Origin of the sequence: Brevundimonas sp. SORGH_AS_0993, assembly GCF_030818545.1 — a bacterium.
GTDB lineage: Bacteria > Pseudomonadota > Alphaproteobacteria > Caulobacterales > Caulobacteraceae > Brevundimonas.
Window position 1 is genome coordinate 907,814 of sequence record NZ_JAUTAH010000001.1, and the last position, 26,630, is coordinate 934,443.

At 67.1% G+C, this 26,630-nt stretch carries 19 protein-coding genes; 5 read left to right on the forward strand and 14 right to left on the reverse strand.

Annotation, left to right across the window (positions count from 1 at the left end):
* Positions 1-738: 738 nt before the first annotated feature.
* A complete protein-coding gene (locus tag QE389_RS04535; protein ID WP_307364897.1) occupies positions 739-2,469 on the forward strand; it encodes a patatin-like phospholipase family protein in 1,731 nt (576 codons plus the stop codon).
* A gap of 3 nt (positions 2,470-2,472) precedes the next feature.
* Here the strand turns inward: QE389_RS04535 and QE389_RS04540 are convergent, their stop codons facing one another.
* From QE389_RS04540 to QE389_RS04550, 3 genes are read right to left on the reverse strand one after another with little or no spacing between them, the layout of a single operon-like run.
* On the reverse strand, positions 2,473-4,278 hold the full coding sequence (locus QE389_RS04540) for an aminopeptidase P family protein (RefSeq protein WP_307364898.1): 1,806 nt from the start codon (positions 4,276-4,278) through the stop codon (positions 2,473-2,475).
* 9 nt (positions 4,279-4,287) lie between these two features.
* On the reverse strand, positions 4,288-5,157 hold the full coding sequence (locus QE389_RS04545; RefSeq protein ID WP_307364899.1) for a 50S ribosomal protein L11 methyltransferase: 870 nt from the start codon (positions 5,155-5,157) through the stop codon (positions 4,288-4,290).
* A 3-nt stretch (positions 5,158-5,160) separates the two neighbouring features.
* Entirely contained in the window at positions 5,161-5,499 is a 339-nt protein-coding gene (locus QE389_RS04550; RefSeq protein WP_307364900.1) for a hypothetical protein, read from the reverse strand.
* Positions 5,500-6,004: 505 nt separating this feature from the next.
* Between QE389_RS04550 and QE389_RS04555 the strand changes: the two genes are divergently transcribed.
* The 3 genes from QE389_RS04555 (at position 6,005) to QE389_RS04565 (ending at position 9,485) form a co-directional block, all read left to right on the forward strand.
* Positions 6,005-7,543, forward strand: a complete 1,539-nt coding sequence (locus QE389_RS04555) for a DEAD/DEAH box helicase (RefSeq protein WP_307364901.1) — start codon at positions 6,005-6,007, stop codon at positions 7,541-7,543.
* Between the two features lie 85 nt (positions 7,544-7,628).
* Positions 7,629-8,678 (forward strand): GGDEF domain-containing protein, encoded by a 1,050-nt coding sequence (locus QE389_RS04560; RefSeq protein ID WP_307364902.1) that lies wholly within the window; start codon positions 7,629-7,631, stop codon positions 8,676-8,678.
* 54 nt (positions 8,679-8,732) lie between these two features.
* A complete protein-coding gene (locus QE389_RS04565) occupies positions 8,733-9,485 on the forward strand; it encodes a 1-acyl-sn-glycerol-3-phosphate acyltransferase (RefSeq protein ID WP_307364903.1) in 753 nt (250 codons plus the stop codon).
* A 3-nt stretch (positions 9,486-9,488) separates the two neighbouring features.
* Here QE389_RS04565 and QE389_RS04570 read toward each other — a convergent pair whose 3' ends face one another.
* From QE389_RS04570 to QE389_RS04615, 10 genes are all read right to left on the reverse strand, one after another.
* A complete protein-coding gene (locus QE389_RS04570) occupies positions 9,489-12,698 on the reverse strand; it encodes a discoidin domain-containing protein (protein ID WP_307364904.1) in 3,210 nt (1,069 codons plus the stop codon).
* 44 nt (positions 12,699-12,742) lie between these two features.
* Positions 12,743-13,558 (reverse strand): carbohydrate ABC transporter permease, encoded by an 816-nt coding sequence (locus tag QE389_RS04575; protein ID WP_307364905.1) that lies wholly within the window; start codon positions 13,556-13,558, stop codon positions 12,743-12,745.
* Positions 13,555-14,499 carry a carbohydrate ABC transporter permease gene (locus QE389_RS04580; protein ID WP_307364906.1) on the reverse strand — a complete coding sequence of 315 codons (945 nt, stop codon included), beginning with the start codon at positions 14,497-14,499 and terminating at the stop codon, positions 13,555-13,557. The genes QE389_RS04575 and QE389_RS04580 overlap by 4 nt, the downstream gene beginning before the upstream one ends.
* Positions 14,496-15,764 carry a sugar ABC transporter substrate-binding protein gene (locus QE389_RS04585; protein ID WP_307364907.1) on the reverse strand — a complete coding sequence of 423 codons (1,269 nt, stop codon included), beginning with the start codon at positions 15,762-15,764 and terminating at the stop codon, positions 14,496-14,498. The genes QE389_RS04580 and QE389_RS04585 overlap by 4 nt, the downstream gene beginning before the upstream one ends.
* Positions 15,761-17,203, reverse strand: coding sequence for a glucoamylase family protein (locus QE389_RS04590; RefSeq protein WP_307364908.1), 1,443 nt, complete (start codon positions 17,201-17,203; stop codon positions 15,761-15,763). Before QE389_RS04590 ends, QE389_RS04585 begins: the two co-directional genes overlap by 4 nt.
* A gap of 96 nt (positions 17,204-17,299) precedes the next feature.
* On the reverse strand, positions 17,300-18,730 hold the full coding sequence (locus QE389_RS04595; RefSeq protein WP_307364909.1) for a TonB-dependent receptor domain-containing protein: 1,431 nt from the start codon (positions 18,728-18,730) through the stop codon (positions 17,300-17,302).
* Positions 18,682-20,328 carry a TonB-dependent receptor gene (locus tag QE389_RS04600; protein ID WP_307364910.1) on the reverse strand — a complete coding sequence of 549 codons (1,647 nt, stop codon included), beginning with the start codon at positions 20,326-20,328 and terminating at the stop codon, positions 18,682-18,684. Before QE389_RS04600 ends, QE389_RS04595 begins: the two co-directional genes overlap by 49 nt.
* 49 nt (positions 20,329-20,377) lie before the next feature.
* The gene (locus QE389_RS04605) at positions 20,378-21,445 is read right to left on the reverse strand and encodes a LacI family DNA-binding transcriptional regulator (protein ID WP_307364911.1); all 1,068 of its coding nucleotides are present in this window, start codon (positions 21,443-21,445) and stop codon (positions 20,378-20,380) included.
* Positions 21,446-21,721: 276 nt separating this feature from the next.
* Positions 21,722-22,411: a winged helix-turn-helix domain-containing protein gene (locus QE389_RS04610; protein WP_307364912.1), complete on the reverse strand. Its 690-nt coding sequence runs from the start codon at positions 22,409-22,411 to the stop codon at positions 21,722-21,724.
* 165 nt (positions 22,412-22,576) lie between these two features.
* Positions 22,577-24,922, reverse strand: coding sequence for a TonB-dependent receptor (locus QE389_RS04615; RefSeq protein WP_307364913.1), 2,346 nt, complete (start codon positions 24,920-24,922; stop codon positions 22,577-22,579).
* 307 nt (positions 24,923-25,229) lie between these two features.
* Between QE389_RS04615 and QE389_RS04620 the strand changes: the two genes are divergently transcribed.
* Positions 25,230-25,856 (forward strand): TetR/AcrR family transcriptional regulator, encoded by a 627-nt coding sequence (locus tag QE389_RS04620; RefSeq protein WP_307364914.1) that lies wholly within the window; start codon positions 25,230-25,232, stop codon positions 25,854-25,856.
* On the opposite strand, the gene QE389_RS04625 is transcribed toward QE389_RS04620, so the two are convergent.
* Positions 25,853-26,617 carry an A24 family peptidase gene (locus QE389_RS04625; protein ID WP_307364915.1) on the reverse strand — a complete coding sequence of 255 codons (765 nt, stop codon included), beginning with the start codon at positions 26,615-26,617 and terminating at the stop codon, positions 25,853-25,855. The genes QE389_RS04620 and QE389_RS04625 overlap by 4 nt on opposite strands.
* Positions 26,618-26,630 lie beyond the last annotated feature (13 nt).

Consider the following 26,630-nt stretch of genomic DNA (forward strand, 5'->3'; position numbering starts at 1 on the left):
CGGATGCATCGTCTCCCGACGAGCAAAAAGATGCTTCTTCTTTCGTCATTCTCCGGCGAGCGTAGCGAGACCGGGGAACCCAGCGGCGCGCGCGAGCGCGAACCTGTCGCAGATTCGGCTTTTAGGTCGGTTCAGCGGACGCATCGCCTTCGGCGCCGCTGGGTCCCCCGGTCGCTTTGAGCCGGAGGATGACGAAAGCAAGAGATGCCGCCCCAGCCATCGCAATGCCGCTGGCGCCTCCACAATGATTTCAACCGCTTGTCGATTTATGTCCCCCGTCTCCCATCCACGGGTGAAACGGCCCCATAATGCACCCGTTTCGTCGCATGGAGGGCTCGCCTGGCCTGCGACCTTGCGGCGACAGGAGCGGTGGTGAGATTCCATCGCGGCGCCGGGGCTGATCGGTCGGGGAATCGCCCCGGCGTCCGCAGTCGCGTCGCAGGGTCGAGGGGGATACTCGGCCGCACCGGGGATCGGGGATCGCTGCTCCGACCCGCCCGTCGCAGGCTTATGGGGTTAGGCGATAAGACCGCCACCGCTCGACGCCCCGAGCTTGCAGGCCAACCACCCGCGCGGAGCGTCATACCCTTCGTCGAAACGGTACTTGTAAACTCACACTCCGGGCGAAGGCCCGGCGCTCCGCCCAGCCCTCCAAACTTCGCTGCGATTGCGCGAAGGCGCCGTCGCACGTCCAAACACCCAATTCACCCGCCTCAGAATCGCGCCTACAACCGGATCATGGCCACGCTTCGCCCCGACACGCTGGCGACCTCGCTCGCGCGCATCTTCGAAGGTCGCATGGTCGACCGGGCCAGCTGGTTTGCGCTGACCGGCGGCGAGCCGCTGTTCACCGAGGGCGATCCGGCCGACACCCTGTATCTGGTCCGCTCCGGTCGTCTGGGCGTGTTTCGGATGGAGGCGGATCAACCGCCGCACATGCTGGGCGTGGTCAAGACGGGCGAGCCGGTGGGCGAAATGGCCATGCTGGCCGGCACGCCCCACACCGCAACCGTCGTCGCCCTGAGGGACAGCGAGATCCTGGCCCTGCCGCGCGAAGCCTTCTTCGAGGCCGCCCGGACCGAACCGGACCTGATGGTCGAACTGTCGCGCCTGATGATCCACCGCGCCCGCGAGCGCACGGCCGGCGCGTCGGAGCCCAGCGTCTTCGGCTTCGTCTCGGCCCGGCCGCGGCCGATCCGCGCCTTCGTCGAACGCATCGGCGCCGCCATCCAGGCCATGGGCTTCACCTGTCAGGTCATCGACCAGTCGGCCCTGGCCTCGGCGTCCGAATGGTTCAGCCGGGTGGAGGGCGACCACGACTACGTCCTCTATGTCGCCGAACAGGATCAGCCCGCCTGGGCCAGCCTGTGCGCGCGGCAGGTGGACCGGATGTTCATCGTCGGCAGCGGGCTTCTGGCGCCCCCGTCCGCCGTGCCGCGTCGCCAGGGCTTCGGCGAGGGCCGCCGTCTGACCGACCTGATCCTGCTGCGCGATCCGCGCATGCATCATCCGGCCAACACGCGCGTCTGGCTGGATGCGCTACAGCCCGACCGCTGGTTCCACTGCGTCGAAGGACTGGCCGCCGACGCCGAGCGCATCGCCCGCGTCGTGACCGGGACCGCCATCGGCCTGGTCCTGTCGGGCGGCGGGGCGCGCGCCTACTGCCACATCGGCGCGGTCAAGGCGCTGCAAGAGGCCAAGGTGCCCATCGACTTCGCCGGCGGGTCGTCCATGGGCGCGGTCGTCGCCGCCGGCCCCGCCCTGGGCTGGAGCCATGAGCGGCTGGATTTCGAGATCCGCCGCGCCTTCGTGGAGTCCAATCCCCTGTCGGACCTCGCCGTGCCGATCATCGCCATGACCCGGGCGCGCAAGGTCGCCGGCCTGTTGCAGCGGGCCTATGGCGACATCGACCTGGCGGACCTGGCTCTGCCCTTCTTCGCCGTCTCGTCCAACCTGACCTCCGGCCGGATCGAGGTGCATCGCAGCGGCCTGATGCGCCGCGCCATGCGCGCCTCCATCGCCATTCCCGGCGTCCTGCCGCCCGTCGTCATCGACGGCCAGGTGCTGGTCGACGGCGCCGTGCTGAAGAACTTCCCCACCAGCGTGATGCGCCAGCTGAACAGCGGTCCCATCATCGGCGTGGACATGTCCCAGACGCGCGGCGTCGATCCCCAGGCGCTGGAGAACCCGCCGTCCTGGTGGAAATGGGTGCTGTCGGGCGCCTGGAAGGCCGGTCCGCCCATCGTCTCGATCCTGATGCGCGCGGCCACCATCACCACAGACACGGAGATGGAACATTCGCGCGCCGGAGCCGACGTGCTGGTCCTGCCTCAGATCACCAGCACCGACATCCGCGACTGGAAGACCTACGACGGTCCCGTCGCCACCGGCTACGAGGCGATGAACGCCGCGCTGGCCGAACTGACAGAACCCGTCACCCACCTGAGGCGACGGGTTCCGGCCCTCTAAAATCTAAAGCGGCGCGCAGGCCCGCTTAAGCCAGTCCAGCGCCTCGCCGTCCATCAACGGCCCGACCTTGGCCAGCGTCTCGGCGTGATAGGCGTCGACATAGGCCCGCTCGTCCGGCGTCAGCATCTCCACCGCGATCAGCCTGCGGTCGATCGGCGCGAAGGTCAGCTGCTCGAACCCGTGCATCGGCCGCTCGCCGCCCTCCGGAACCACGGCCGGCGTCACCACCTGCAGCGTCTCGATGCGAATGCCCCAATGGCCTTCGCGATAATAGCCCGGCTCGTTGGACAGGATCATGCCTTCCAGCAGCGGCTGGGACGTACCCCATTTCGCGATCCGCTGCGGCCCCTCGTGGACGCCCAGATAGCTGCCGACGCCGTGACCCGTGCCGTGATCGTAATCCAGCCCCGCCGCCCACATCGGGGCCCGCGCGATGGCGTCCAGCGCCATGCCGCTGGTCCCGGCGGGGAAGCGGATCGTCGCCATGGCGACGTGCGCCTTCAGAACCAGGGTGAACTTGTGGCGCTGGTCCTCGCTCGGCTCGCCGATGGCCATGGTGCGGGTCACGTCGGTCGTGCCGTCCAGATACTGACCGCCGCCGTCCACCAGCAGCAGCGAACCCTTCTCGACCTTGCGGATCGTGGCGCCGACCGGCTTGTAATGCGGCAGGGCGCCGTTCGGCCCGGCCCCGGCGATGGTGTCGAAGCTCAGGTCCTTCAGCGCGCCGGTCGCCTCGCGGAACCGCTCCAGCGTCTCGACCACCTCGCGCTCGTCCGGCAGCGTCTCCTGCGCCACCGTATCGACCCAGTGCAGGAACCGGCTCAGCGCCGCCCCGTCGCGGATATGGGCCTGACGGCTGCCTTCGATTTCGACCGCATTCTTGACGGCGCGCGGCACGGCGCAGGGGTCCGTCGCCCGCACCACCGTCGCCCCCGCCTGCTCCAGCCGGTCGAAATACCAGGCCGAGGACAGCGCCGGATCGATCATCACCTTCTGGCCCGACAGCCCGTCCAGCGCGGCCGAAAGCTGCTCGGTCGCCTCGATGCGAACATCGTCGCCCAGCCAGCCCGGCAACGCATTCGTCGCCTTGGCCGGGTCCAGGAACAGCCGCGCCTTGCCGTCCGCCGCCAGGATGGCTTGCCCGATCGGCAGAGGCGACCGGATCACGTCTCCGCCGCGCACATTGAACAGCCAGGCGATGGACATCGGCGCCGTCAGCACGACCGCGTCGGCGCCCGCATCCGCCACCGCCCTGCCGATCCGCGCCCGCTTCGCCGCATGGCTTTCGCCGGAATAGGCGTCCTCGTGCGGCACGACCGGCGCCGTCGGCTGGGCCGGGCGATCCGCGCCCCAGGCCAGGTCCAGCGGATTGGCGTCCACGGGCTTCAGCGTCGCCCCCGCCTTCTCGGCCGCCGCCTTGAAGCCGACCAGGGCGTCGGGGCTGTGCAGACGCGGATCGTAACCGATCACCGCCCCCTTGGCCGCCGTCTCCAGATAGGCGGCGACGTCGTTCAGGTCGCGCCGTTCGAACAGGGCCGGATCGGTCTGGGCCTTCACCTGAACGGTGTAGCGGCCGTCGGTGAACATGCTGGCCCGGTCCTGGAACACGACCGCCGCCCCGGCCGAGCCGGTAAAGCCCGTCGCCCAGGCCAGACGCTCGTTCGCGTCCGGCAGATATTCGTTCTGATGCTCGTCCTCGTGCGGGATCAGGAAACCGTCCAGCCCCTGCCTGGCCATCTCTGCGCGCAGCAGCGGCAGGTGCTTGGCCCCAAAGGACGGATCGGTCGTCTCGTCGAACGTCTGGCGCATGGCTTTTCCTTACCCGGCCTTGCGCAGTTGCAGCGCGCTCCAGGCGTCATGATGAATGGTCTGCTCGACGACAAAGCCCAGCGACAGATAGGCTTCCAGCACCCGTTCCTCCTGCGTCCGCAACAGGCCGGACAGGATGGCGACACCGCCCGGCTTCAACGCCGCCCCGATCTCGGGCGCCAGCTCCACCAGCGGCGCGGCCAGGATGTTGGCGAACACCAGATCATACGGCAGGTGCTGGGCGATGCGCGGATCGCTCAGGCCGTCTGCGAAATAGAAGTCGCATTCGGCGTCGTTGATCTCGGCGTTCTCGTTGGCGATCCGGGCCGACGGCTCGTCGATGTCGGTGCCGACCGCGATGGGCGTGCCGGTCTTGGCCGCCGCAATGGCCAGAACGCCCGTGCCGCAGCCGACGTCCAGCACCTTCTCGAACGTCTCGGTCTTCAACAGATTATCGAACGCCTCCAGGCAGCCGACCGTCGTGCCGTGGTGGCCGGTTCCAAAGGCGGCGCCGGCGTCGATCTTCAGCGTCACCCGCCCCTGCGGCACCTTTCCCTGATCGTGCGCGCCATAGACGAAGAACCGCCCGGCCTCGACCGGCGGCAGGCCCGACAGCGACATGGCCAGCCAGTCGGCGTCGGCCAGCTTTTCGACCATGACCTCCAGCCCGTCGTGCGCCCGCAGGGTCGCGGCGATCCCTTCGGCCTCTTCTTCCGTGGTCGGAAAGGCGTCGATGCGCCAGACGCCCTTGTCCTCGTCCTCCTCAAGGATCGAATAGGTCGCGCCTTCCAGCAGGGGGTCTGCATCTATGGCGGCGGCGGCGGTCTCGGCCGGGACGCGCGGACCCCGCGCGATTATCTGAAGAGCGGACTCGGACATTTCTCAAACACCGGTAATATGGCGAATCGTAGCGATCCGGTGCTGAACGCCCGTCGCCGCCGCGTTTTTATCAAACCGAGGGGTCGGGGAATACATGGCCAAGTCACCAACTACGTCTAAACCTGCGTCGCCAAAGCCGGCGACCGCCGCTTCCAAGCCGAAAGCCGCGCCGAAGTCGAGCGCCGTGAAGCCCGCGACGGCGAAAACCGTCGAACCGAAGACCGCCAAGGCTGCCGCCCCCAAGGCGGCGAAGACACCCGCCCCGGCCAAGGCTGCGCCGGCGAAGACCGCAACCGCGAAGCCTGCGGCGCCAAAGGTCGCCGCCAAAGCGACGGCCGCCAAGGCTCCTGCCGCCAAACCCGCTGCAAAGACCGCTGCGGCGAAGCCTGCCGTCCCCAAGGCCGCACCCAAGCCCAAGGCTGCGCCCAAGGCCGCCGCCGCTCCGGTCGAAGCGCCCAAGCCGACGGTGGCCGCCGCGGCTGCTGCTCCCGCGGCGGCTCCGGCCCCCGCGCCCGCAGAAACGCCCAAGCCGGTCGAAACCCCGGCCGCCGCGCCAAAGGCCGAAGAAAGCAAAGGCTTCTTCGCTAAGCTGGGCGACCTGATCTTCGGCAAGCGTTAAGCGCCGATCCATCGCCTATCGGATCGCCGGGCGGGGCTCGTTCGCCCGGCGATTTGCGTTTGCGCTCACGCCACGCGGCCTCGAAAACCATAAATACTTGACTTTGGCGCAGGGGCTTCTATATGCGCCCCAGCCTCGGGACAGGTCTGCGATCCGCGCCGCCCGCTCGCCCAAGAGGGGCGGTTCCGTCGCTTAGACGCACGCAGACGCTTTCTTTCCCTAGGATTCATGACCGAATTTTCCCAACTGGGCCTCTCGCCCACGCTTCTTCAGGCCGTCGCCGAGACAGGCTACACCACCGCCACGCCGATCCAGGCCCAAGCCATTCCCGTCGCCCTGGTCGGCCGCGACGTCCTTGGCATCGCCCAGACCGGCACCGGCAAGACCGCCGCCTTCACCCTGCCCCTGATCGAGCGCCTTTCCACCGGGCGCGCCCGCGCTCGCATGCCGCGCGCCATCGTTCTGGCTCCGACGCGCGAACTGGCCGATCAGGTCGCCGAGAGCTTCGCCAAATACGCCAAGGGCGCCAAGCTGAGCTGGGTCCTGCTGATCGGCGGCGTCTCCATGGGCGACCAGGTCGCGGCCCTGAACAAGGGCGTGGACGTTCTGATCGCCACCCCCGGCCGTCTGCTGGACCTGTTCGAACGCGGCAAGATGCTGCTGACGGGCGTAGAGATCATGGTCGTCGACGAAGCCGACCGCATGCTGGACATGGGCTTCATTCCCGACATCGAGCGCATCTTTAAACTGACGCCGCCGCGCCGCCAGACCCTGTTCTTCTCGGCCACCATGCCACCCGAGATCACGCGCCTGACGACCCAGTTCCTGAAGGATCCGACCCGGATCGAGGTCTCGCGCCCGGCACAGACCGCCGACACCATCACCCAGTATCTGGTGCGCATCCCCACCAGCGATCCCAAGGCCAAGCGCACGGCGCTGCGCGCCCTGATCGAACGGGCCGACGTCAAGAACGGCATCGTCTTCTGCAACCGCAAGTCCGAAGTCGATATCGTAGCCAAGTCGCTTCAGAAGCACGGCATCGACGCCGCCGCCATTCACGGCGATCTGGACCAGTCGCACCGGATGAAGACCCTGGCCGACTTCCGCGCCGGCAATCTGAAGATTCTGGTCGCCTCCGACGTCGCCGCACGCGGCCTGGACATCCCCGACGTCAGCCACGTCTTCAACTACGACGTCTCGCACCACGCCGACGACTATGTGCACCGCATCGGTCGCACGGGCCGCGCGGGCAAGCTGGGGCAGGCTTTCATGATCGTCACCCCCGCCGACGACAAGTCGCTGGATAAGGTGCTGAAACTGATCAAGAAGGACCCGGAAGAGCTGGTCCTGGACATCGACTTCGCCGCCATCAAGGACGGCCCGCGTCGGGACGACAGGCGCGGCGGCCGCGACCGCGCGTCGGGGCGCGAACGGGACCGTTCGGCCGACCCGATCAAGGCTCCGGCGCTCGCGGCCCCTGCCGAAACCGCCAAGGCCGACCCCGCCGAGGTTGAGGTCCCCGCGCGTTCGCGCAGCCGCCGCAAGGCCAAGCCCGAAGCGATCGTCGAAACCGCGCCCGAAGTCGTCGTTTCCTCAGCCGAAACGGTCGAAAAGCCCATCCCGGTCCGCGCGGATCAGGAACCGCGCCTGCGTCAGTCCGACCGTCGCGGCGAGCGCCGCCCCGAGGAGCGCGAGCGTTCGGGCGTCAGAGGCTTTGGCGAAGACATACCCGCCTTCATGCGTCGCCCGGTGGTAATTTCGGCCTGATTCCCTTGGTCGTTTACCGGACATTACGGATCACGCCCTAGTCTTCCTCCCGACGGTTTCGACATGAGGCCAGGGGGAGAGACGCATGGCGGTAAAGGTTGAGTTGGCGGTTCGGGGTCCCGAAGCCTATTCTCTCGCCCGCAATGTCATCGCCGAGATGGAGAAGGTCGGCGTCTGGCCGACGCCTCTGAACTTTGAACTCTGGATGTATTACCTCGGCGATCCCGAAGGGGCGCTGGGCGACGAAATTCGACGGCTGTTGAAGGAACGCACCGTCATCTCGGACGAAACATCCGAGATGCTGGCCGCCGAATACCTGCCGCGCGGCCGACTTTCAGAAGAAATCCGCGACGCCGGCGCCGTGCTGGACCGCGAACTGGCCAGCATCCAGACCGCCATCGCCAAGGCGCACAAGACCCAGGCCGACTATGGCGTCACCCTGGCCGGCGCGTCCGAGTCCATGGACTCCACGCGCGGCGCCGCCGCCATAAAGGATCTGGTCGGCGGACTGTCGCACGCCACCCGCCGCGTCCGGCGCGAAACCGCCATTCTCGAAGAGCGTCTGGAAAGCTCGAACAAGGAGATCGCCCGTCTGCAGCGCCACCTGGAGCAGGTACGGCGCGAGGCGATGACCGACGCCCTGACCAATCTGTCGAACCGCAAGGCGTTCGACGAGCGCCTGGCCGAGCTGTGCAGTGAGACGGAGACCGCCCCCCTGGCGCTGGCCCTGCTCGATATCGACCATTTCAAACGGTTCAACGACACCTGGGGCCATCAAACCGGCGACCAGGTCCTGCGCTATGTGGCCACCGTCCTGTCGCGTCTTTGCGTCGGCGACCGATTCGCCGCCCGCTTCGGCGGGGAGGAATTCGCCGTCATCTTCCCGGGCGAAAAGACCGGCTCGGTCACGGCCGTGCTGGAAACCATCCGCAAGGAAGTCGCCGCCCGTTCGCTGCGTCGGCGCTCCACCAACGACGACCTGGGCACAGTGACCATTTCGGCCGGCTTCGCCCTGCGCGAACCGGGCGAGACGGCGGCCTCCCTGCTGGGCCGCGCAGATGTGGCGCTGTACGATTCCAAACGCGCGGGCCGCAACTGCGTAACCGGCGCCGGCGCCCTGACCAGGGCCGCCTGATCCGGGTCTTCGGCCCCACCTGACACGGCGACGCTTTCGTCTCATAGTCGGCCCATGCGCAGCCTCGCCTTCAACATCGCCTATTGGATTCTGTCGGTCGGCTACGGCCTGACCGCCGCCTTCGCCGCCCTGGCGCCCGGTCGCGGCCCGGCCGGCTGGGTCATACGTCGCTATGTGAAGCGAATGGTGCAGGCCATGGCGATCTTCGCCGGCATTCGACTGCGGGTGGTCGGAAAGGACCGCCTGCCCGACGGCGCCTTCATCGTCGCCTCCAAGCACCAGAGCTGGGGCGACGGCTTCGCCGCCTACGACCAGTTCGACGACCTGGCCTTCGTCACCGGCGACCACCTGGAGAAGTTCCCCCTGCTGGGCGGGGTGCTGAAAAAGCTGGGCGCCATCGTCGTAAACTCCTGCGGCGGACATGAGGCGCGAAAGGCCCTGGCCCTGCGCGCCGCCGAAGCTCGCGCCGAGAACCGCAAGATCCTGATCTATCCGGAGGGCCATCTAGCCCCGATCGGAAGCAAATACCGTTACCGCACAGGCGTCTGGCACATGTATCGGGACTTTCAGATGCCGGTCGTGCCCCTGGCCACCAACCTCGGCCTGTTCTGGCCCGAGGAGAAGTACGAGAAGCACCCCGGCACGGCGACGCTGGAGTTCCTGGACCCTATTCCCGTGGGTCTGGACAAGACCACCTTCATGACGCGGTTGGAAGCGGTGATCGAGGCCCGCACGGCCGAATTGATCGCCGAGGCGACGGGCGCCCCCGTCACCCCCGCGGTCCTGATCGACACACCGACCAAATAGGTCTCAGCGCAGCACGACTCGGCGCGCATCGCCGGGAATCTTCAACTCGTCGCCCGCCCAGGCGGCCGCGCGCCCGTCGATGGCCGCCGTGCGGGGCCGTCCCTCGCCCGCCGGCCATTGCAGGACGAAGCCGCCCGGCGGCGCGGCGCCCGGCTGGATCGTCAGCACATGGTCCCGCCCCTGTCTGCGATAGGCGTAGGTCAAGGGCCCATAGGCCGTTCGCAGGTTCCGCACGCCCACGCCCTGCGGCGTGTCCAGCCACGCTTCGGGCACGCCTGCGGCCAGGACCAGGGCATGATCCCGGTCTCGCTCGTAGGCGAACAGGTCAAGCGCAGAGCGGATGTAGTCCGAGCTGATCCAGGCGTGGGGCATGTCGCCGATGAAGCGTGGCTCGCGCTTCTCGCGCCCCACCACTTCGGCCCAGCCGTTCCACGCCTCGGGTCGCCGGTCGGCCATCAGGAAGTCCAGCACCGCCAGCGCCCGATCCTTCTGGCCCAACCGCACGAAGGCCCCGACCAGCCGCCATTCGTAGGGGGTGTAGTCCTTCCACGCCGTGCGGTTGGTCAGACGGTTCTGGAAGTTTTCCCAATACCGGTCGAAGGTTCGCGCCAGCAGTTCGGGCGGAAGATCATCCTTTTCGCCGGCGGGCGACAAGGCGATGGTGGTCGAGGTGGCGTCGAAATCCCCCCGATCCGCCGCCCCGGCGATCCAGTCGATGCCGTGATGTCGCGCGCTGGCCGTGATGGAGGCGCGGATGTCGGCGGCGAACTGATCGCGCGCGGCGGCGTAACGCGCGGCGGCCTCGGGGTCGCCCAGCGTCTCGGCGATGAAGACCGCGTCCTTGTAACCCAACAGGCCCCAGAAATCGTCCCAGTAGGAATAGGCCGCCTTGTCCGAATAGCCTTCATGACTGATCGTCGGCGGCAACAGGCCGTACAGATGCCGCTGATCCGTCGCCTGGAACGCCGTCGTCCGGGTGGAGGCGCGCAGCTCGTCCATATAGGCTACGGCCTTCTGCACCTGGGGCCAGACCTGACGCAGCAGGGCCTCGTCCTTGGTGTAGCGATAGGTCTCGGCGGCCAGGAAGACGAACTCCCCATGGCTGTCGTTCTCGGGCACCGGGTCGGCGCCGCGCGCATCGACGCAGCACGGGACCTTGCCGTTCTCGAACACATAGGGGGCGTACCAGCGCAGATAATCAGCGGAATGTTCGGCCATGCCCAGCCGGTTCAGCCCCTCGGCCATCATGGCCCCGTCGCGTATCCAGGAACGGTTGTAGCTGCGGGTGCCGGGCTGCAGGATCGGCCCCTGACGCGACATCAGCATATGGGCCAGGGAGGACTTCAGCGCGTCCTCGATCCGCTGGGCGGCGGGCGGCACGATCAGGTCCACCCGGTCCAGCTTGGCCCGCCATTCGGCCGCCAGCCGCGTCTCGACGGTGTCCAGCACAGCCGCCGCCTGCCCCACCGGCTCGGGCGCCAGGTCCTCGCCGGACAGTTGCGAAACCCAGCCGACCGTGCGCGTCTCGCCGGGCTGCAGCGTCACCTGATAGGTCAGGGCGCCGGCGGCCAGACCCGTGGCGTCGGTGGTCGTCGCCGCCTCGGCCGCCTGTCGCTGCGCCGACGGCAGGATCAGGGATTGCGGGTCGGCGCCCGCATCGAAGGTCGCCAGCGCCACATGATCGGGCGTCGCCAGCGGCTGGACGCGAACCGCGTCGTTCAACCTCAGTTCGGCGCCGTCCCAGGCGATCGTCTCGACCGGACTGACCCCGCCGGGAATGGCCAGGAACTGACGCGGCGCATTCACCTGCATCGGCCGCGCGGCCAGGGCCAGGGTCAGGGTGCGGGGCCGGCTGCTCGTATTGGTCAGATCGTACCGCCCCCAAAGCTGCGCCTGATCGGGCGGGCCGTCCGCAAAAGCGGTGATCTTCAACGTCCAGTCGTCGGCGCGCCACGTCACCGACGGGATCGGCAGGTCGCCGTCCTTCAGCCCTTGTTCGATATTGACGTCGGCCCAGGTGATCAGCCGCCCGTTGTCGACCACGAAGGGTTCGATGCTCGGTCCCGCGCGACGCAATTCGATGGCGCCGTCCTCGCCGATCAGGCCGCTCTCCCCGCCCCCGTCGACCCCCACCAAGGTCCAGTAGGATTGCTCGCCCGTGAAGCCGCGCGGATAGAGACCGCGCCGGTTCTCCCTGGCCACCGCCTCGACAAAGGCCGTGGCGTCCGCGCCGAACGCCAGAGGCTCGACCTCGATCTCGTCCAGCGCAAAGGTCGTGGCCTGGCCCGCGCCCAACCTCTGCCCCGCGCCGGACGAGCCGACCACGTCCGACGCCGCCAGCGGCTTCAACGGTTCGAGCCGCAGCCAGCGCGCCGTCGCCTCTGGCGTCCTCAGCCAGTCGACGCCGCCGTTTCCGCCCGTCACGGTCGCCAGCGGCCGCCAGTCGCGTCCGTCCAGCGAGGCCGAGACGCGATAGTCGCTCGCCGCGCCGCGTTCGCCCCAGCGCAGGGTCAGGCCGCCGAACTCCCGCTCGTACCCCAGGTCCAGCGTCAGGACCGGCGCGCCCGTGACCGGCGGGGTCCAGGCGGTCTTGACGTCCCGATCCACGGCGCGGGGGGCGGTCGAGGGCGACCGCCCGTCGCTGGCGATGGGCTGGGGCGGCACGGCGGGATCGACGGGCAGTTCGCGGATCGACAGCTGGTCGATGTCGATGAAGCCGCGCCCGCCTTCGGCCGCCACCACGACGAACTCGACCCGCTCGGCGCGGCGCAGTTCGGTCTCGGGGCTGGGGCCCCAGGCCTTGGACACCTGACGCCGCTTGATGACGAACCGGGTCCAGCCGTCAGGGAAGTCATAGCGGGCCGTCTGCTTCCACCAGACGTTCTCGGCCGAGGCGTCGGTGAACTTGACCTCCAAGGTGTTCGTCGGCCCCTCGCCGCGCACCCAGAAGCTGATCTCGTAGTTGTCGGGCAGGTCGAACGGCAGGGCGCGCGCCGCGAAGGCGTAGCCCGCCTTGCCGTTGAAGTCATAGGTCAGCCGCACCGCCCGCCCGTCATGCCCGACGACCGAGGACACGGTCGAGGAGACGTCGGTGGAGGCGTCCGCCTTCCACGCGGCGGCGTCCTCCATCGGGTCCAGAACCCGCGTCGCCTGGGCGAAGGCGGGCGTCGAGATCGCCACAGCGATGGCGAATACAGAGGCGGCAAGGCGCATGAGGGCCTGTTCCTTGTCGTCGTCCCAAAGGGACAGGGGAAAACTCAGCCCTTCACGCTGCCCGCGAGCATGCCGCGGATGTAGTAGCGTTGCAGGGCCAGGAAGAGGATCAGTACGGGCGCGACCGTAACGACCGCCCCGGCCATCATCAGTTCGACGTCCTGCACATGCTCGCGCGACAGGGACGCCAGCGCGACCGGCAGGGTGTAGTTCGACTGGTCCGTCAGGATGATCAGCGGCCACAGGAAGTCGTTCCAACTGCCCAGGAAGACGAACAGGCCCAGGGTCACGATGATCGGCTGCAGCGTGGGCAGGACCACACGGCGGAAAATCTGTCCCTCGCCGGCGCCGTCGATGCGGGCGGCCTCCAGCATTTCGTCGGGAATGCTCAGCGCATACTGGCGCACCAGAAACAGGCCGAAGATCGACGCCAGCCAGGGCACAAGCGCCCCGGCGTAGGTGTTCACCAGCCCCATTCCCTTCAGCATCAGAAACAGCGGCAGGGTGCCGATCTGCGCCGGCACCACCAGGGCGCCGACCAGCAGTTGGAACAGCCGCTCTCGCCCCCGGAACCTCAGCTTGGCGAAGGCGTAGCCCGCCGGCACGGTGAACCCCAGCGCCAGAAGGGTCGCCAGGGTCGCCAGGGCGAAACTGTTCCACATATAGCGGCCCATTCCCTGGTTCACGAACAGGTCGCGATAATGCTCCAGCGTCCATGTCCTGGGCCACAGCGGCGGCGGAAAGGTCGCCGCCTCGCCCGTCGCCATGAAGCTGACCGCCGCCATCCAGACCAGCGGGAACAGGACGATCAGGGCGATCAGGGCCACGGCGAGGTTCAGCAGGATCGCGCGAATTTTCACTGATACGCCCCCACCCTCTTCGCCACCGCCAACTGCACCAGGGTGATGGCCAGAATGCACAGAAACAGGATGAAGGCGACCGCGCTGGCGGACCCCAGGTTCCACCATTTGAAGCCTTCCTCGTACATGAAATACAGCACCGTCACCGTGCTCTGGGCCGGCCCGCCCTGCGTCATCACATAGGGTTCGGCGAACAGCTGGAAGAAGCTGGCGACCGAGATGATCGAGACCAGCAGCAGGGTCGGCGCTATGGCCGGCAGGGTGACATGGCGGAACTGCTTCCACGGCCCGGCCCCGTCGATGCGCGCGGCCTCGTACAGGTCGTCCGGCACGGTCTGAAGCACCGCCAGGAAGATCAGCATATTGTAACCGAATATCTTCCAGACCACGAACATCAGGATGGCGGGAATGGAGGTCGACGGATCGCCCAGCCAGTCCACGGCGGGCAGGCCAATGCTCGTTAGACCCCAGTTGATGACGCCGTACCGGGTGTGCAGCAGATAGCGCCACACCACCGCCGTCGCGACCAGGGTGGTGACATAGGGGGCGAAGAACATGACCCGCCAGATCGGCCGCCACCTCACCACCCGCGCGTTCAGGATCACAGCGGCCAGCAAGGACGCCGCGATGGACACCTGCACGCCCAGAACCGCAAAGGTCAGGGTGTTCTTCATCGCCCCCCAGAACAGGGGATTGGTCAGCAGCCGCTCATAGTTCTGCAGGCCGACGAAACGCAGATTGTCCAGGTTCGCCAGCGCGTAGATGTCGAAGTCGGTCAGGCTGAGCAGCAGGGCGGCGATCACCGGGATGGCGAAGAACAGGCCGATGGCGATCAGGGCCGGGGCGACGAAGGCCCAGGCGGCCCGCTCGCGGGCGCCGCTTCCGCGCGACGGCCTGACCTTCGCCCTCGCCTTGGCCAGAGTGGGATCGGCGACGGTCATACGGCCCTGCCTTGTTCCAGCATCCAGCGGCGTTTCTCCAGCAGCCGATCGACACGGCGGTCGATCTCGGCGGCGGCGGTCTCGGGCGTGTATTCCCCACGCACCATCCGTTCGGCGACGATCTGCATCTCGGTCACGATCCGCTCCCATTCGGGCGCCTTGGGCACGGCCTTGGCGCGCGCCAGTTGCCCCCGGAACGGCGCCAGCATCGGGTCGCGTTCGACGCCCGCGATGTCCCAGGCGCTCTGGCGCGCCGGCAGATCGCCCACGATCTGGTTGAACCGCGCCTGGACCTGCGGCTCGGACAGATAGCGCACCAGGGCCCAGGCCGCCTCCTGATGGGGCGATGACCGGAACACCGCCAGACTGGACCCGCCGGGCGCAGAGGCCCCCAGACCGTTCGGCCCCGGCACGCCCGCCGTGGCCCAGTTCGGCTGGAAGGAGGCCGGCAGCTTGCTGCGGAAGTCCCCCACGCTCCACGGACCGGAAAAGTAGAAGCTGAAATAGCCGTTGGCGAACTCGGTCCAGACGTTCGAAATCTGCGTGGACGAGGCGACGGGCGCCAACTGCTCGTCGAACAGACTCTTGTAGAAGGCCAGGGCCGCGACGAAGCCCGGACTGGAGAAGTTTCCCCTCGTGTCCTGGTCCCTCAGCAGGGGCGCGTCGATCTGAAGCCCGAAGGTCAGAAGCTGCTCGAACTCGTTCAGCGGCAGCAGAATGGCGAAATTGCCGGCGCCCACCGCCCGCTTCGCCCCGTGCATGGCGCGCTTCCACTCGGCCCAGGTCTCGGGCGGCGCCTCGAACCCGGCCCGCGCCAGCAGGTCCCTGCGATAGAACAGCAGCCGCGTGTCCACATACCAGGGCGTCGTCATGGCCCGGCCGCCGATCTCGTTGGTTTCCAGCACGGCCGGAAACTGGTCGGTCAGCAGGTCGGCGGCCTGGGGCGGCGTGGGCGACAGGGCGCCGATGGCCGTCAGTTCGGCCACCCAGGTGTTGCCGATCTGGCTGACGTCCGGCAGGGAGGCCCCGGCATAGGCGGTCAGCAGCTTCTCATGCGCCGCCGTCCACGGCAGGGGCTGGACCTGGACCCGAACGCCGGGATTGCGCCGCTCGAACTCGGGCGTCAGCTGGCCGACGGTCCCGCCCTCGTTGCCCATGGCCCAGAAGCGCAGCACGATCTCGCCGGACCGGCGCGGGGTGCAGGCCGCCGTCGCCCCGCCCGCCAGCAGGGCCAGCGCCCCCCTTCTGTGCGGGCCTGAATTCATCCGTTCAACCAGCCGCCGGTGAAGCCCGCGATCTCCAGCGCCCGGCGCAGGTTCGGCTCGCCCCGCATATGGCGCCAGACGAACTCGGACCTGTGGTTCTCGGTCATGATGACGATCGGCCCCTGGTCGATGCCCAGATAGTCGCCGTCGACCCAGCCCAGGCCCTCCACGATCCGGCCGTGCTGCAACGGTCCGTCGCGCACCGTCAGCGTCGGATTGAAACTGTCGAGGAATCCCCACTCGGTATAGACGCTCGCGCCGTACTTCCGCTTCATCGCCTTGACGCAGGGCACGACGATCTCGGGCGCGAAGGCGATGGAGCTGGCGGCCGCCGTGGGGGCGATGGTGCCGTCGTCGCGGTCGCCGGGCCCGCGCGCCGAATAGCTGAAGAACTCGCGTTCCCGGCCGTCGACGACCTGTCTGAAATCGCCCGGCCCGTCGCAGGCCGTCAGCCCCCAGACTTCGGACGAATAGCCCGCCCAGCCGCCCGGATTGTCGTGGGCGTATTTCTGCTGGGCGTACACCGCGCGGCGGCTGTTCTCGAAATAGTCCAGATACTCGCCCAGTTGCGCCGTCTGCCCGCGCATCCAGGCGTCCTGAACGCCGCGGAAGTCGATGAACATATGGCTGTACTGGTGCCCGAAGATGGGCGCGAAATTCAGATGCCAGCTGCCCCAGCGGTCGGTCCAGCTGGCGTCGTAGCTGGCGGCCCATTCGTGCCAGACATTGACCGAGACCGGATGGGTCGGGCTGCCGATGGCCAGCAGCAGCACCAGCATCCCCTCGTTATAGACGTGCCAGTCCGAGGGGATGAAGCCGCTCTCGGGATGCCAGCCCATGGTGATGCGATTGTCGCGGATGACCGCCCAGGGCCATTCGATCCGTTCGTACAGGGCCTGGGCCTTCTGCCGGATTTCGACCTCGTCCGGGTGTTCGCCGCTGAAATAGCGCGCGGCGAACAGGATGCCGCCCATCAGCAGCGCCGTGTCCACGGTCGACAGTTCGTTGGTCCGGTAACGAAGCCCCGTCTCCATATCCAGGAAATGATAGAAGAAGCCCTTGTAGCCCGCCGTGCCCGTGGGCTCCGGCCCCTGCGGCAGGTCGGAGAAGAAGCGGATGGTGGTCAGGGTCCGCTCGCGCGCCTCGTCCCGGCTCATCCAGCCGCGCTCGACCCCCACGGGCCAGCAGGTCAGGGCGAAACCCACCGCCGCCACCGAGCAGAAGGACGGCGTCGGCCACCGATCCGGCGTCAGACCCGTGCGCCGATCCGTGACCTTCTCGAACCAGCGGAAGGTCCGCTCCTGCAACTCCTCGATCTCGCGGTCCAGCCTCAGCGGCCGCCGCTGCGTTCCATTGACCGCCCCCGTCGCCCTCTGCTGCGCCGCCGCCATCACCGGAAATCCAGCGGCCAGAGCCGCCGCGCCGGTGGTTGTCCGCATCAGAAAGCTTCGACGATTCATGGGCGCACTCTACTGCAATCACGACAAAAAGAAGGGCCGCCCCACGACAAGCGCAAGGCGGCCCAGGCTCAGGTGTTAGAAGGCGTAACGCGCGCCGATCTGGAACGTCCGCGTGGGGAACAACACCGCGCTAGGACGACCAAAGTTCGGGTTCGGATTTGCCGCCGAACCTGTGCCGCCGTCGAAGTTCGTGTAGTTGCTGAAGTTGAACACGTTGATCGCATCCAGATAGACCGACAGCTCACCCGCGCCCGGAACGTCGAAGTTCTTCGTCAGACGAAGATCCAGGTTCCGGTAGGCGAAGGCGTTGGGCAGGAAGAACTGCTCCCGCTCCGGACGACCGCCGTAGGGACGGTAGACGAAGTTCGCGCCGCGATCATCATACACATCGAAGGGTGTGCCAGACCCCAGGGTCAGAATGCCCGACAGCTGGAAATCGAACGGCAAATCGACGATCCCGTTGGCGACGATGCGATGACGCTCGTCGTTGCCCGACGGACGAACCGGAGACGACGCCACCGAGAAGCAGTCGAAGCAGAAGTTGTCGTTGCCCCCGTTCTGCTCGGCCTTGGACAGGGTGTAGGCGACGTTCAGGCCCCAGCCGGCGTCACGGGTGTAAGGCTTGTCCAGCTTGACGTAGAGAGCGGTGAACTCGCGTTCCTTGCTGTGATCCGACACCAGGTAGGAGCGGTACGGGTTGCTGCCGCCGGGGCCGCAGAAGCCGCCGTTGTCGCCGAAGCCGCCGCCGTCGTTGCCGCGCGTAGGTTCGCGGCAGCGGTTCAGATACTGCCAGGTGAATTCGTTCTCGGTCTTGCCGTAGGCCAAGGTGAACTCGGTCTGCCAATCGCCGATCCGCTGACGAACACCCAGGTTGAACTGATCCGTGCGCGGCGGCTCGAAGTCGTTCTTCAGCAGGAAGGCTTCGCCCTTGGCCGGAATATTGGCCAGCAGAGCGTCCAGACCCGCCGTCGTATTATAGTTGGCGTTCCACTGGACGGGGTCCTCAGGCGCGCCGCTGGCGACGCCCGCCGGACGACCCGTCGTGGAGAAGAAGACGTTCTGCGTAAAGTCGAACGGCTTGGCCAGTTCGTCGAAGGCGAAGTTGAACTGAACCCGGTCGTAATACCGACCGGCGCCGCCGAAGATGACCGTGCTTCGGTCCCCGAAGATGTCGTAGGAGAAGCCGATCCGCGGCTGGAAGGCGTTCTTGAACGGATCGCGATTGTCGCCCGTCGAGATGTAGTCGTTGATGTTGAACCAGCTGGGCGCATAGCCGGCCGGCTTGCCGCCGTCCGTCGAGGCGACCCACTGGTTCAGGCCGGCGACGACCGAAGCGGGGGTGACATACTTCTTGTTGTCGGCGTTGGTCTCGTAGTCCCAACGGATGCCCAGATTAAGCTCCAGCTTGTCCGTAACTTCCCAGTCATCCTGAACATACAGGCCGATGACGTTGTTGGTCAGATCGACGGTCGGGAACTCGTTGCCCAACTGGACGCGGTACGGCACGGAGGCGCTGCCACTGCCGTGCCGTCCAGGTCGTAGAAGAACTCGGGATTACGGCCGAACTCCTTGACCACGTTATAGTTCTGGTGGCTGTACTTCGCACCGACCTTGATCGTGTGGAAGCCCTTGAACGCGATGTTGTTGAAGGTCAGGTCGTTGCGGAACGTCAAGGCGTTGTCGCTGATGTCCTGACGGCTGCCCGATCCGCCGATGTTCAGAATCGTCACCCCGCCGTAGGGATCGTAACCGTTCTCGAAGATACGATAGCTGCGCCCGACCTGATCGAAGTTGGCGGCGGTCGGATTGTAGTTGTAGTTGCGGTAGTCCACCGCAAACTCGTTCAGGAATCCATCGCCCTGCCACTGATAGCGCAGGTTGGCGCTCTTGGTCGTCTGCTCCAGGCCATTGGCGCGCTCGATGGAATTGGCCTCTCCGACATCCCGAACGTCGCCTTCGTTTCTATAGGTGACGCTCAGGTCGATCAAATGACCTTCGGCGGGCTGGAAGCTCAGCTTGCCGAAGTAGAGATCCTCTTCAAAAGGCGTGGCGAAGGTGCCGATATACTGCCCGAACTGGCTCACATAGGCAGGATTCTGACGGCCCAGCGTGACCGCAGCCGCGCGGTTTTCCTGCTTGTGCTCGTAGCTGCCGAAGAAATGCAGCTTATCCTGAATGATCGGACCGCCCAGAGCCGCACCATACTGCTGGACTTCCAAGTCTGGCTTTTCTTGGCCGTTTCGTTTTGCGAATTCATCCTGCGCCACGAAGCTTTGATCGCGGTAGGTGCCAAAGACTTCGCCGTGGAATTCATTGGTGCCCGACCGCGTCACGGCGGTGATGATCGCCGAGGAGGCCTGCTCGTACTCCGCCTTGAAGTTCTGGCTGACGATGCGGAATTCCTGAACAGCGGCTTGCGGGAACGGATTGCCGCGGCTGTCATCCTGGCCGACGATCCCGCCCGCGATGATGTTCGACTTCAGGCTGGCCCCGTCGATGAAGGCGTTGACGGATTCCGCGCGCTGGCCGCCGGCGGTGATCTGAACCTCCTGATCGTTCGTGCCAATCCGCACGCCCGGCGCCAAGGCGGCGAAGTTGAGGAAGTTGCGATTGATCTGCGGCAGCGTCTGGATCTGCTGCGTCGTCACGTTGGTCGCGTTCTCGGGCGTGCGCACCTCGACCAGACGGCGGCCCGTCACGACGATCTCGCCGAGATTGGTCGCGCCCGGCGTTGCAGCGGCGGTCGCCGCAACCGCCAGATCCAGATTGCCGACCTGGCCGACGCCGATCGACACCGTGTCCGACGCCGTCTCGTTCTCGGACGTCGTCGCAGTGATCTCATAAGTGCCGGGACGAAGACCCGACAGCGTATAGCCGCCCTGGGCGTTCGCCGTGGTTCGGCTGGTGAAGCCCGAGGCGACGTTGCGGGCGACGACGGTGGCGCCGGGCTCGACGGCCGCGCCGTCGGTCACATTGCCGCGAATGGTCGAGGTCGCCACCTGCGCCGAGGCGGCGCCGGCGAAACTCATGCCGATGGCCAGGGCCGAGGCGGCGGCCAGGGCGACTTGGCGTGTCGCGGCCTTGCGCGTATTGAACGGTTTCATCTTGGTGTCTCCCTCCTGATGGGATCGGTCTCCCGCGATATGCGGCGCCTCACCCGTTGTTGAACCTGGCGGCGGTCGAGGCCGCGGTTGACTGACGCTCGACCAGGATCGGCCGAACGATTTCGCAGGCGACGTCCGAGGGCGCTCCGGCCGCATCGGCTCTGACCAGGCCGATCAGGCGTTCGACGCCCCGGCGGCCGATCTCCGCAATATTGACGCGCATGGTCGTCAGCGCCGGGCGCATCAGACTGGCGATGGGCACGTCGTCGAAACCGACGACGGCGATATCCTCGGGGCAGCGGACGCCCGCCTCCTGAAAGGCCAGAAGGGCGCCGACCGCCATCATGTCGTTGGCGGCGAAGACGGCGTCCGGCCGCTGCTGCAGCGTCAGAAGGGCCGTGGCCGCCCGATGGCCCGAGACCTGGGAGAAGTCGCCCTCCACCACGATCGGCGTCTGCCCCTCCAGGGCCGAGGCGTAGCCGGCGGCGCGTTGATCGGCCTCGACGTTGCCTTGCGGTCCGCGAATGTGGGCGATGCGCTGACGGCCCGAGGCGATCACATGCCGGATCGCCGCCACCGCCCCGCCGTGGTTGTCGATGACGATGGAGGCGCGACCCGCCTCCTCCGCCACGCCGTTCATCAAGAGGACCGGCATCCGGCCGGCGACGTCGGCCGCCAGACTGGCCGCGCGGACATGCGGCGACAGCACGATCATGCCGTCCACCCGGCCGCGCATCGACCGCACCGCCGTCAGCGTGTCCTCGGCGTCGTCGTGAGAACTGGAAACGATCAGGTGTTTGCCATGGGCGCGCGCGGCCAGGTCCATGCCCCGGATCAGCTCCGAGAAGAACTCACCGAACAGGTCCGGCAGAATGACGCCGATGGTGTCGGTGCGGCTGGTCGACAGGCTACGGGCGCCGACATGGGGGACGTAACGAAGCTGGGCCACGGCGTCCAGCACCCTCTGGCGCGTCGATTCGGTGATCGCGCCAGAGCCGTTCAGAACGCGGGAGACGGAGGCGACGGAGACCTGGGCATGCTCGGCCACATCGCGGATCGTCGCGGCCTTGGCGGCGCGCGAACGGTCGTGGGCGGCGGACGGCGACGCGATGTCCAACGGCTTCCTCTCCTGCAGATCGTCGTGCCAGCCCTCTTGGCGAGGGTCCGTCGACGGCTCATGTAATCGGTTACATGGCACAACCGCGGAACGGGCCGCAAGCCCCACATGGCCGGAATGTCATAACTGTGTTCGGATTGCGACGCCCCGCCGATCTAAGGAATCGGCTTTCGAGTGGCCAATACGTCTCTGTTTATAGACATCTTTCTTTCGGCCGGGAGACGACGAAGGCAGGAAGGAGGAAACGAGAGGCGGGACGATTTGGCGCGGCGACCTTCAGAACGCGGGGTCCAGGCGGTAGCCGACGCCGCGAACGTTCACCACCGCCTCCTCCGCGCCTGATTCTGTCAGCTTGCGGCGCAGGTGGCTGACGTGACTGTCCAGGGTGCGGGCCTCCGAGGCGCCGTTCGGCCGGCACGCCTGCGCCAGTTCGGCCCGCGAAAAGACCCGTGAAGGCGCATGAGCCAGATGCGCCAGAATACGGAACTCCGTCAGGGTCAGACCCAGTTTTCGGCGCCCCTCCGGCGTGACGACGGCGGCCTGATAGCCGGCCGGATCGACCTCCAGCCCGCCGACCTTCAGCAGCCCTGCGCCCGACGCGCCCGCCAGGCGTCTCAGGATGGCCCGGGTCCGCGTCGCGGCCTCCAGGGCGTCGAACGGCCGGACCAGAAAGTCGTCCGCTCCGATCCGCAGCGCCTGGACCCGGCTGACGCCATGGTCGATCGGGGCGCTCATGACCACCGGCGTCGGACCGCGACGACGCACCTCGCCCAGCACGTCCCAGCCGTCACGTCCCGACAAACCGGCGTCGAGCAGGATCAGGTCGGGCCGCAGCCGGCCGTGCAGGTCCAGGGCGCACTGCCCGTCCGCCGCGCCGACCGTGCGGAAGCCCTCCCGACGCAGATGAAGGTCCAGCCTTTCGCCCGCCTCGGCGTCGCTGTCCGCGATCAGGATCAAATGGCTCATGTCCGCGCCAATTCCTGCGTTGCGCGCCCTGATCCAGCGAAATCCGTCGCCGCCGAAGAAAATTCACGCAAGCGGCACAGGCCCGACACAAAACCTGCGCCGAAACGTCAAACACCCCTCCCGCCGGCGGCGAGAGGGGTGTTCTTCTTCGACCGGGACGGTCGATCAGTAGGTGGCGCGCAGTTCGATGCCGAAGGTGCGCGGGGCGTTGAAGTTGCCGTAGTCGCCCAGCGTGTTCCGGTTCGACGGGTCACGACGATAGACATAGGCTTCGTCGAGCAGGTTGCGCGACCACAGGGCCAGTTCCAGCTCCGGGCCGCCAGGGGCGGTCTGGATGTCGGCGACCGACAGGCGGCCGTTGACGATGAACGAGGAGTCGTTCTTCAACTCGAACTGGTCGAAGGCTTGGGTGGCGTCGGCGTAGTTGGCGTCGACGTGGGCCTTGAAGGTCGCGCCCATGAAAGGCGAGGTCCAGTCGGCGGCCACGCTGGCGGCGTTCGGCGGGGTGAAGGCGATGAACACCTTCTGCACCTGGTTGTTGAACGGGTTCACCGTGTCCGGGATCTTGGCGTCGGTATAGGCGTAAGAGGCGGACAGGCGCAGGTTCTCGTTGACCTGGAACTGACCTTCCAGCTCCAGACCGCGGATCTTGGTCGTGCCGGGGGCGTTGATCGTCTCCAGCGTGTTCCGGGTCGAGGCGCCGGTGACAGTGACCAGGCTGAAGTCGATCTGGCTGTCGGTGCGATCCATGGCGTAGATCGCCGCGTTTACACGGACGCGGTTGTCGAACCAGTCGCTCTTCAGGCCCAGTTCATAGGCCTTGACCTCTTCCGGCGCGAACGAACGATACGTCAGCGAGCGCGAAGAGGCGCCGCCGGCGCGATAGCCGGTCGAGTATTTGGCATAGACGTTGACCTTGTCGGTCAGGTCGTAGGCCAGCGTGACCAACGGATCGAAACGCTTGACCGAGCTCTTGAAGGTGAAGTTCGTCGGCTGATTGTTGACGGTGTAGAGAAGACCGTCCTTGGCGTCCCAGGTGTAGCGGCCGCCGACCGTCAGGTGCAGAGCGTCCATCGTCGCCGGCGTCCAGGTGCCCTGACCATAGACGGCCTTCGATTCCGCATGGGCGGTCGAGGCGCGGTCGATCGAGCGGAAGCCCCGGATGGTCGGCGTCGGGTCCAGAATGGTGTAGCCCGTGCCGTCGCTGTTCCACTGGTTGGTCGAGGGCGTGGCGGCGTCGTCCGACACGGTCTCCTTGAAGTAGAACAGGCCCCCGACGTAGTCGATGCTGTCGCCCAGCGAACCGACCGCCTGGACTTCCTGGCTGAACTGGTGCTGCCAGAATCCGGCCAGCGAATAGCGCGAGAACTTGCCGTTCGGACCCGTAACCGGCGGGCGGTGGGCGCCGGCGATGTTGTCGTACTGTTGAACGTCGAGATCGCGATAGGCGGTGATCGACCGCAGTTCCAGGCTATCGGTCGGACGGTACGACAGGTGCAGATCGACGCCGCGCGTGTCGTCGACGCTCCATTGCTGCGGCACACCGATGTCCGCCTGGGTCATCCGCTTGGAGCCCTCGACCTGAACCAGCGGCGACAGGTCACGGATCGAACCGCTCGGCACGGTCGCCGAGGTCCACGGCACGACCGGCAGGCCGTTCGGGTTGAAGTTCAGCAGTTGGCTGTAGAAGGGGGTGTTCTTGTCCTTGCCGACGTCGGCGGCCAGGTCGGCGGTGAAGTTGTCGGCCGGGGTCCAGCGCGTCTGGAAGCGCAGGCCGCGACGGTCATAGGCGCCGAAGCCTTCTTCGCCAGGCAGGCTGTTCTGCGTCACAGGCCCTTGAACGGCGATCACGCCGTCGACCTTGAAGGCGAAGTCGCCCAGGGCCGGGAAGTTGACGTGCAGTTCGGAGTTGTAGGAATCCAGGTTGCCGACGCCGGCGACGGCGCGCATGCCGAACTCGCCCGTCGGCTTCTTGGTGACCAGCGACAGGGCGCCGCCTTCGGTGTTGCGGCCGAACAGGGTGCCTTGCGGGCCCTTCAGGACCTCGACCCGTTCGATGTCCAGCAGGGCGGCTGCTAGGCCATGCTGGCGGGCCAGATAGACGCCGTCGACATAGACGCCGACGCCCTGCTCGCGGGCGGGCTGGTTGGCGTCGTTCGGCACGATGCCGCGGATGCCGATGGTCAGGGCCGACTGACGGGCTTCGAAGGTGGCGACGCGCAGGGAGGGCACCGCGCCGTCGGCCAGGTCCATCAGCGACTGGACGTGACGGTCTTGCAGAGCCTCGGCGTTGACGACCGAGATCGAGATCGGCGTGTCCTGAAGGTTGGTTTCACGCTTGGTGGCCGTCACCACGATGTCGGCCAGGCCGGTGGGCTGTTGATCGGCCGCCTCTGCCGCGGGCTGGGCCGCCGGCGCGTCGGCGACGGGCTGGGCCATGGCCGACAGCGGCGCAGCGACCAGCGCGGTGCCGAGCAGAAGCTGAAGACGAAGTTTGGTGCGAGAGCGCATTATTATCCCCTGGTTTGAGGCTCCGGGGGATAGGGCAGTTATGCGTCCGGCAATTCACAGTCCGACGACGGACATATGCAATATTGATGTCGATGGCCTGTAAAAAATCTACAGTCATTATCCAGTTAATCTACACACGGTCTCCACATATTGTCACAAAGCGGAAACGAAGGACGGGAAACGCCCCAGCTTCCCAATCCGCCCCCCTTTCGCTAGGGTTTCGGCCGAGCGATCCGGGCGACCGATCGGTCTGAATGGCGCCGAACGCATCCGTTCTCGCCGTCCCGCCAGACGGCGAACGAGGGTCATGGTCAAAAGCACCAACAAGCTGGGACACCGGATCGGCGCGCGAGGCGGCCGCACCCGCCAGGCCATACTGGACGCCACGCGCGGCCTGCTGAACACCCGCAACTACGGCGACATCCGCGTGTCGGACCTGGCCTCCGCAGCCGGCGTCTCGCCTTCGAACTTCTATACCTACTTCAAGACGGTGGAGGAGCCGGTCCTGGCGTTGTGCGAAGGCGCCGCCGAGGACTTCCAACCCCTGGCCGCTCATTTTCAGGCCGACTGGCCCGGCGACCGGGCCTTTGGAGTCGCGCGCGCCTTCATCCTGGACGTCATGTCCATCTGGCGTGACCACGGCCAGGTCCTGCGGGTCGAGCATATGCTGGCCGACAACGGCGAGGCCGCCTTTGTCGAAAGCCGCGTGCGCCGCCTGCGCCGTCTGCACCTGGCCATCGAACGGCGCGTCGCCCAGGCCCACGCCACCGGCCTGCATCCCAAGGATTACAATCCGCGATTGGCGTCCTACCAGATCGCCTCCATCGCCGAATCGACGGCCGCCAGCTTTGACCTTCTGCGACGCGCCGACACGCCCGAAGCCATCCTGGACACCGCCGCCATCATCATCGTGAAGCTGACGACCGGACGCTAAAGCGCCAGCGGGCCATACAGCCAGGTCAGCCAGACGCCGACGGCCAGGAAAACCCCGAACGGCAGTTTCGTCGTCGCCTGGATCGACCGGCGCACCGCCAGCAGGCCGAACACCAGGCCGAGCGCCGCCGCGCAGGCCCACAGCAGCACGCTGGGCAGGCCGATCCAGCCGACCCAGGCCCCTGCTCCGGCGAACAGGATCGGATCGCCGCCACCCAGCCCCTGACGCTTGCGCGCCGCCCGGTACAGCCAGCCTACCAGCCAAAGCCCCGCGAACCCCGCAACCGCTCCGACCAGATTCGACAAGGCGACGGTCCATCCCTGAGCGAGAGCGACCGCCAAGCCCGTTCCGATCAGCGGCAGGGTCAGACGGTCCGGCAGCCAGAAATGCTCGCCGTCCAAAAGGGCGATGAGCAACAGTTGCCAGCCCAACAGAGCGGTCGCGGCCATGAGGAAGATGGAGACGCCCGCCCAAGCCCCCCAAACCGCCGCCCAGACCCCGATCGCAGCGGCGCCGAACTCGATCAACGGATAACGGGGCGAGACCCGCGTTCCGCAGCGGGCGCATCGCCCCCGCAAGACCAGCCAACTGAAAACCGGAACCCGTTCCCACGGGCGCAGGCGGCGTTCGCATCCCCGACAACGCGACGGCGCCGACACGATGTCTTCGTCCAGAGGCAGTCGCACGCTGAGGGCCGCCAGGAAGCTCCCGACGATCAGGCCCAGTCCGCCCAGGGCGACCGAATTGATCAGGGAGTTCATCAAGGACGTCCAG

Excerpts from the sequence above, each read along its gene's own strand:
- QE389_RS04610 (WP_307364912.1), bottom strand. The coding sequence starts at position 22,411 with ATGAGCCATTTGATCCTGATCGCGGACAGCGACGCCGAGGCGGGCGAA.
- QE389_RS04600 (WP_307364910.1), bottom strand. The coding sequence starts at position 20,328 with ATGAAACCGTTCAATACGCGCAAGGCCGCGACACGCCAAGTCGCCCTG.
- QE389_RS04615 (WP_307364913.1), bottom strand. The coding sequence starts at position 24,922 with ATGCGCTCTCGCACCAAACTTCGTCTTCAGCTTCTGCTCGGCACCGCG.
- QE389_RS04540 (WP_307364898.1), bottom strand. The coding sequence starts at position 4,278 with ATGCGCCAGACGTTCGACGAGACGACCGATCCGTCCTTTGGGGCCAAG.
- QE389_RS04570 (WP_307364904.1), bottom strand. The coding sequence starts at position 12,698 with ATGCGCCTTGCCGCCTCTGTATTCGCCATCGCTGTGGCGATCTCGACG.
- QE389_RS04560 (WP_307364902.1), top strand. The coding sequence starts at position 7,629 with ATGGCGGTAAAGGTTGAGTTGGCGGTTCGGGGTCCCGAAGCCTATTCT.
- QE389_RS04590 (WP_307364908.1), bottom strand. The coding sequence starts at position 17,203 with ATGCGGACAACCACCGGCGCGGCGGCTCTGGCCGCTGGATTTCCGGTG.
- QE389_RS04535 (WP_307364897.1), top strand. The coding sequence starts at position 739 with ATGGCCACGCTTCGCCCCGACACGCTGGCGACCTCGCTCGCGCGCATC.
- QE389_RS04620 (WP_307364914.1), top strand. The coding sequence starts at position 25,230 with ATGGTCAAAAGCACCAACAAGCTGGGACACCGGATCGGCGCGCGAGGC.
- QE389_RS04580 (WP_307364906.1), bottom strand. The coding sequence starts at position 14,499 with ATGACCGTCGCCGATCCCACTCTGGCCAAGGCGAGGGCGAAGGTCAGG.
- QE389_RS04585 (WP_307364907.1), bottom strand. The coding sequence starts at position 15,764 with ATGAATTCAGGCCCGCACAGAAGGGGGGCGCTGGCCCTGCTGGCGGGC.
- QE389_RS04545 (WP_307364899.1), bottom strand. The coding sequence starts at position 5,157 with ATGTCCGAGTCCGCTCTTCAGATAATCGCGCGGGGTCCGCGCGTCCCG.
- QE389_RS04625 (WP_307364915.1), bottom strand. The coding sequence starts at position 26,617 with ATGAACTCCCTGATCAATTCGGTCGCCCTGGGCGGACTGGGCCTGATC.
- QE389_RS04565 (WP_307364903.1), top strand. The coding sequence starts at position 8,733 with ATGCGCAGCCTCGCCTTCAACATCGCCTATTGGATTCTGTCGGTCGGC.
- QE389_RS04555 (WP_307364901.1), top strand. The coding sequence starts at position 6,005 with ATGACCGAATTTTCCCAACTGGGCCTCTCGCCCACGCTTCTTCAGGCC.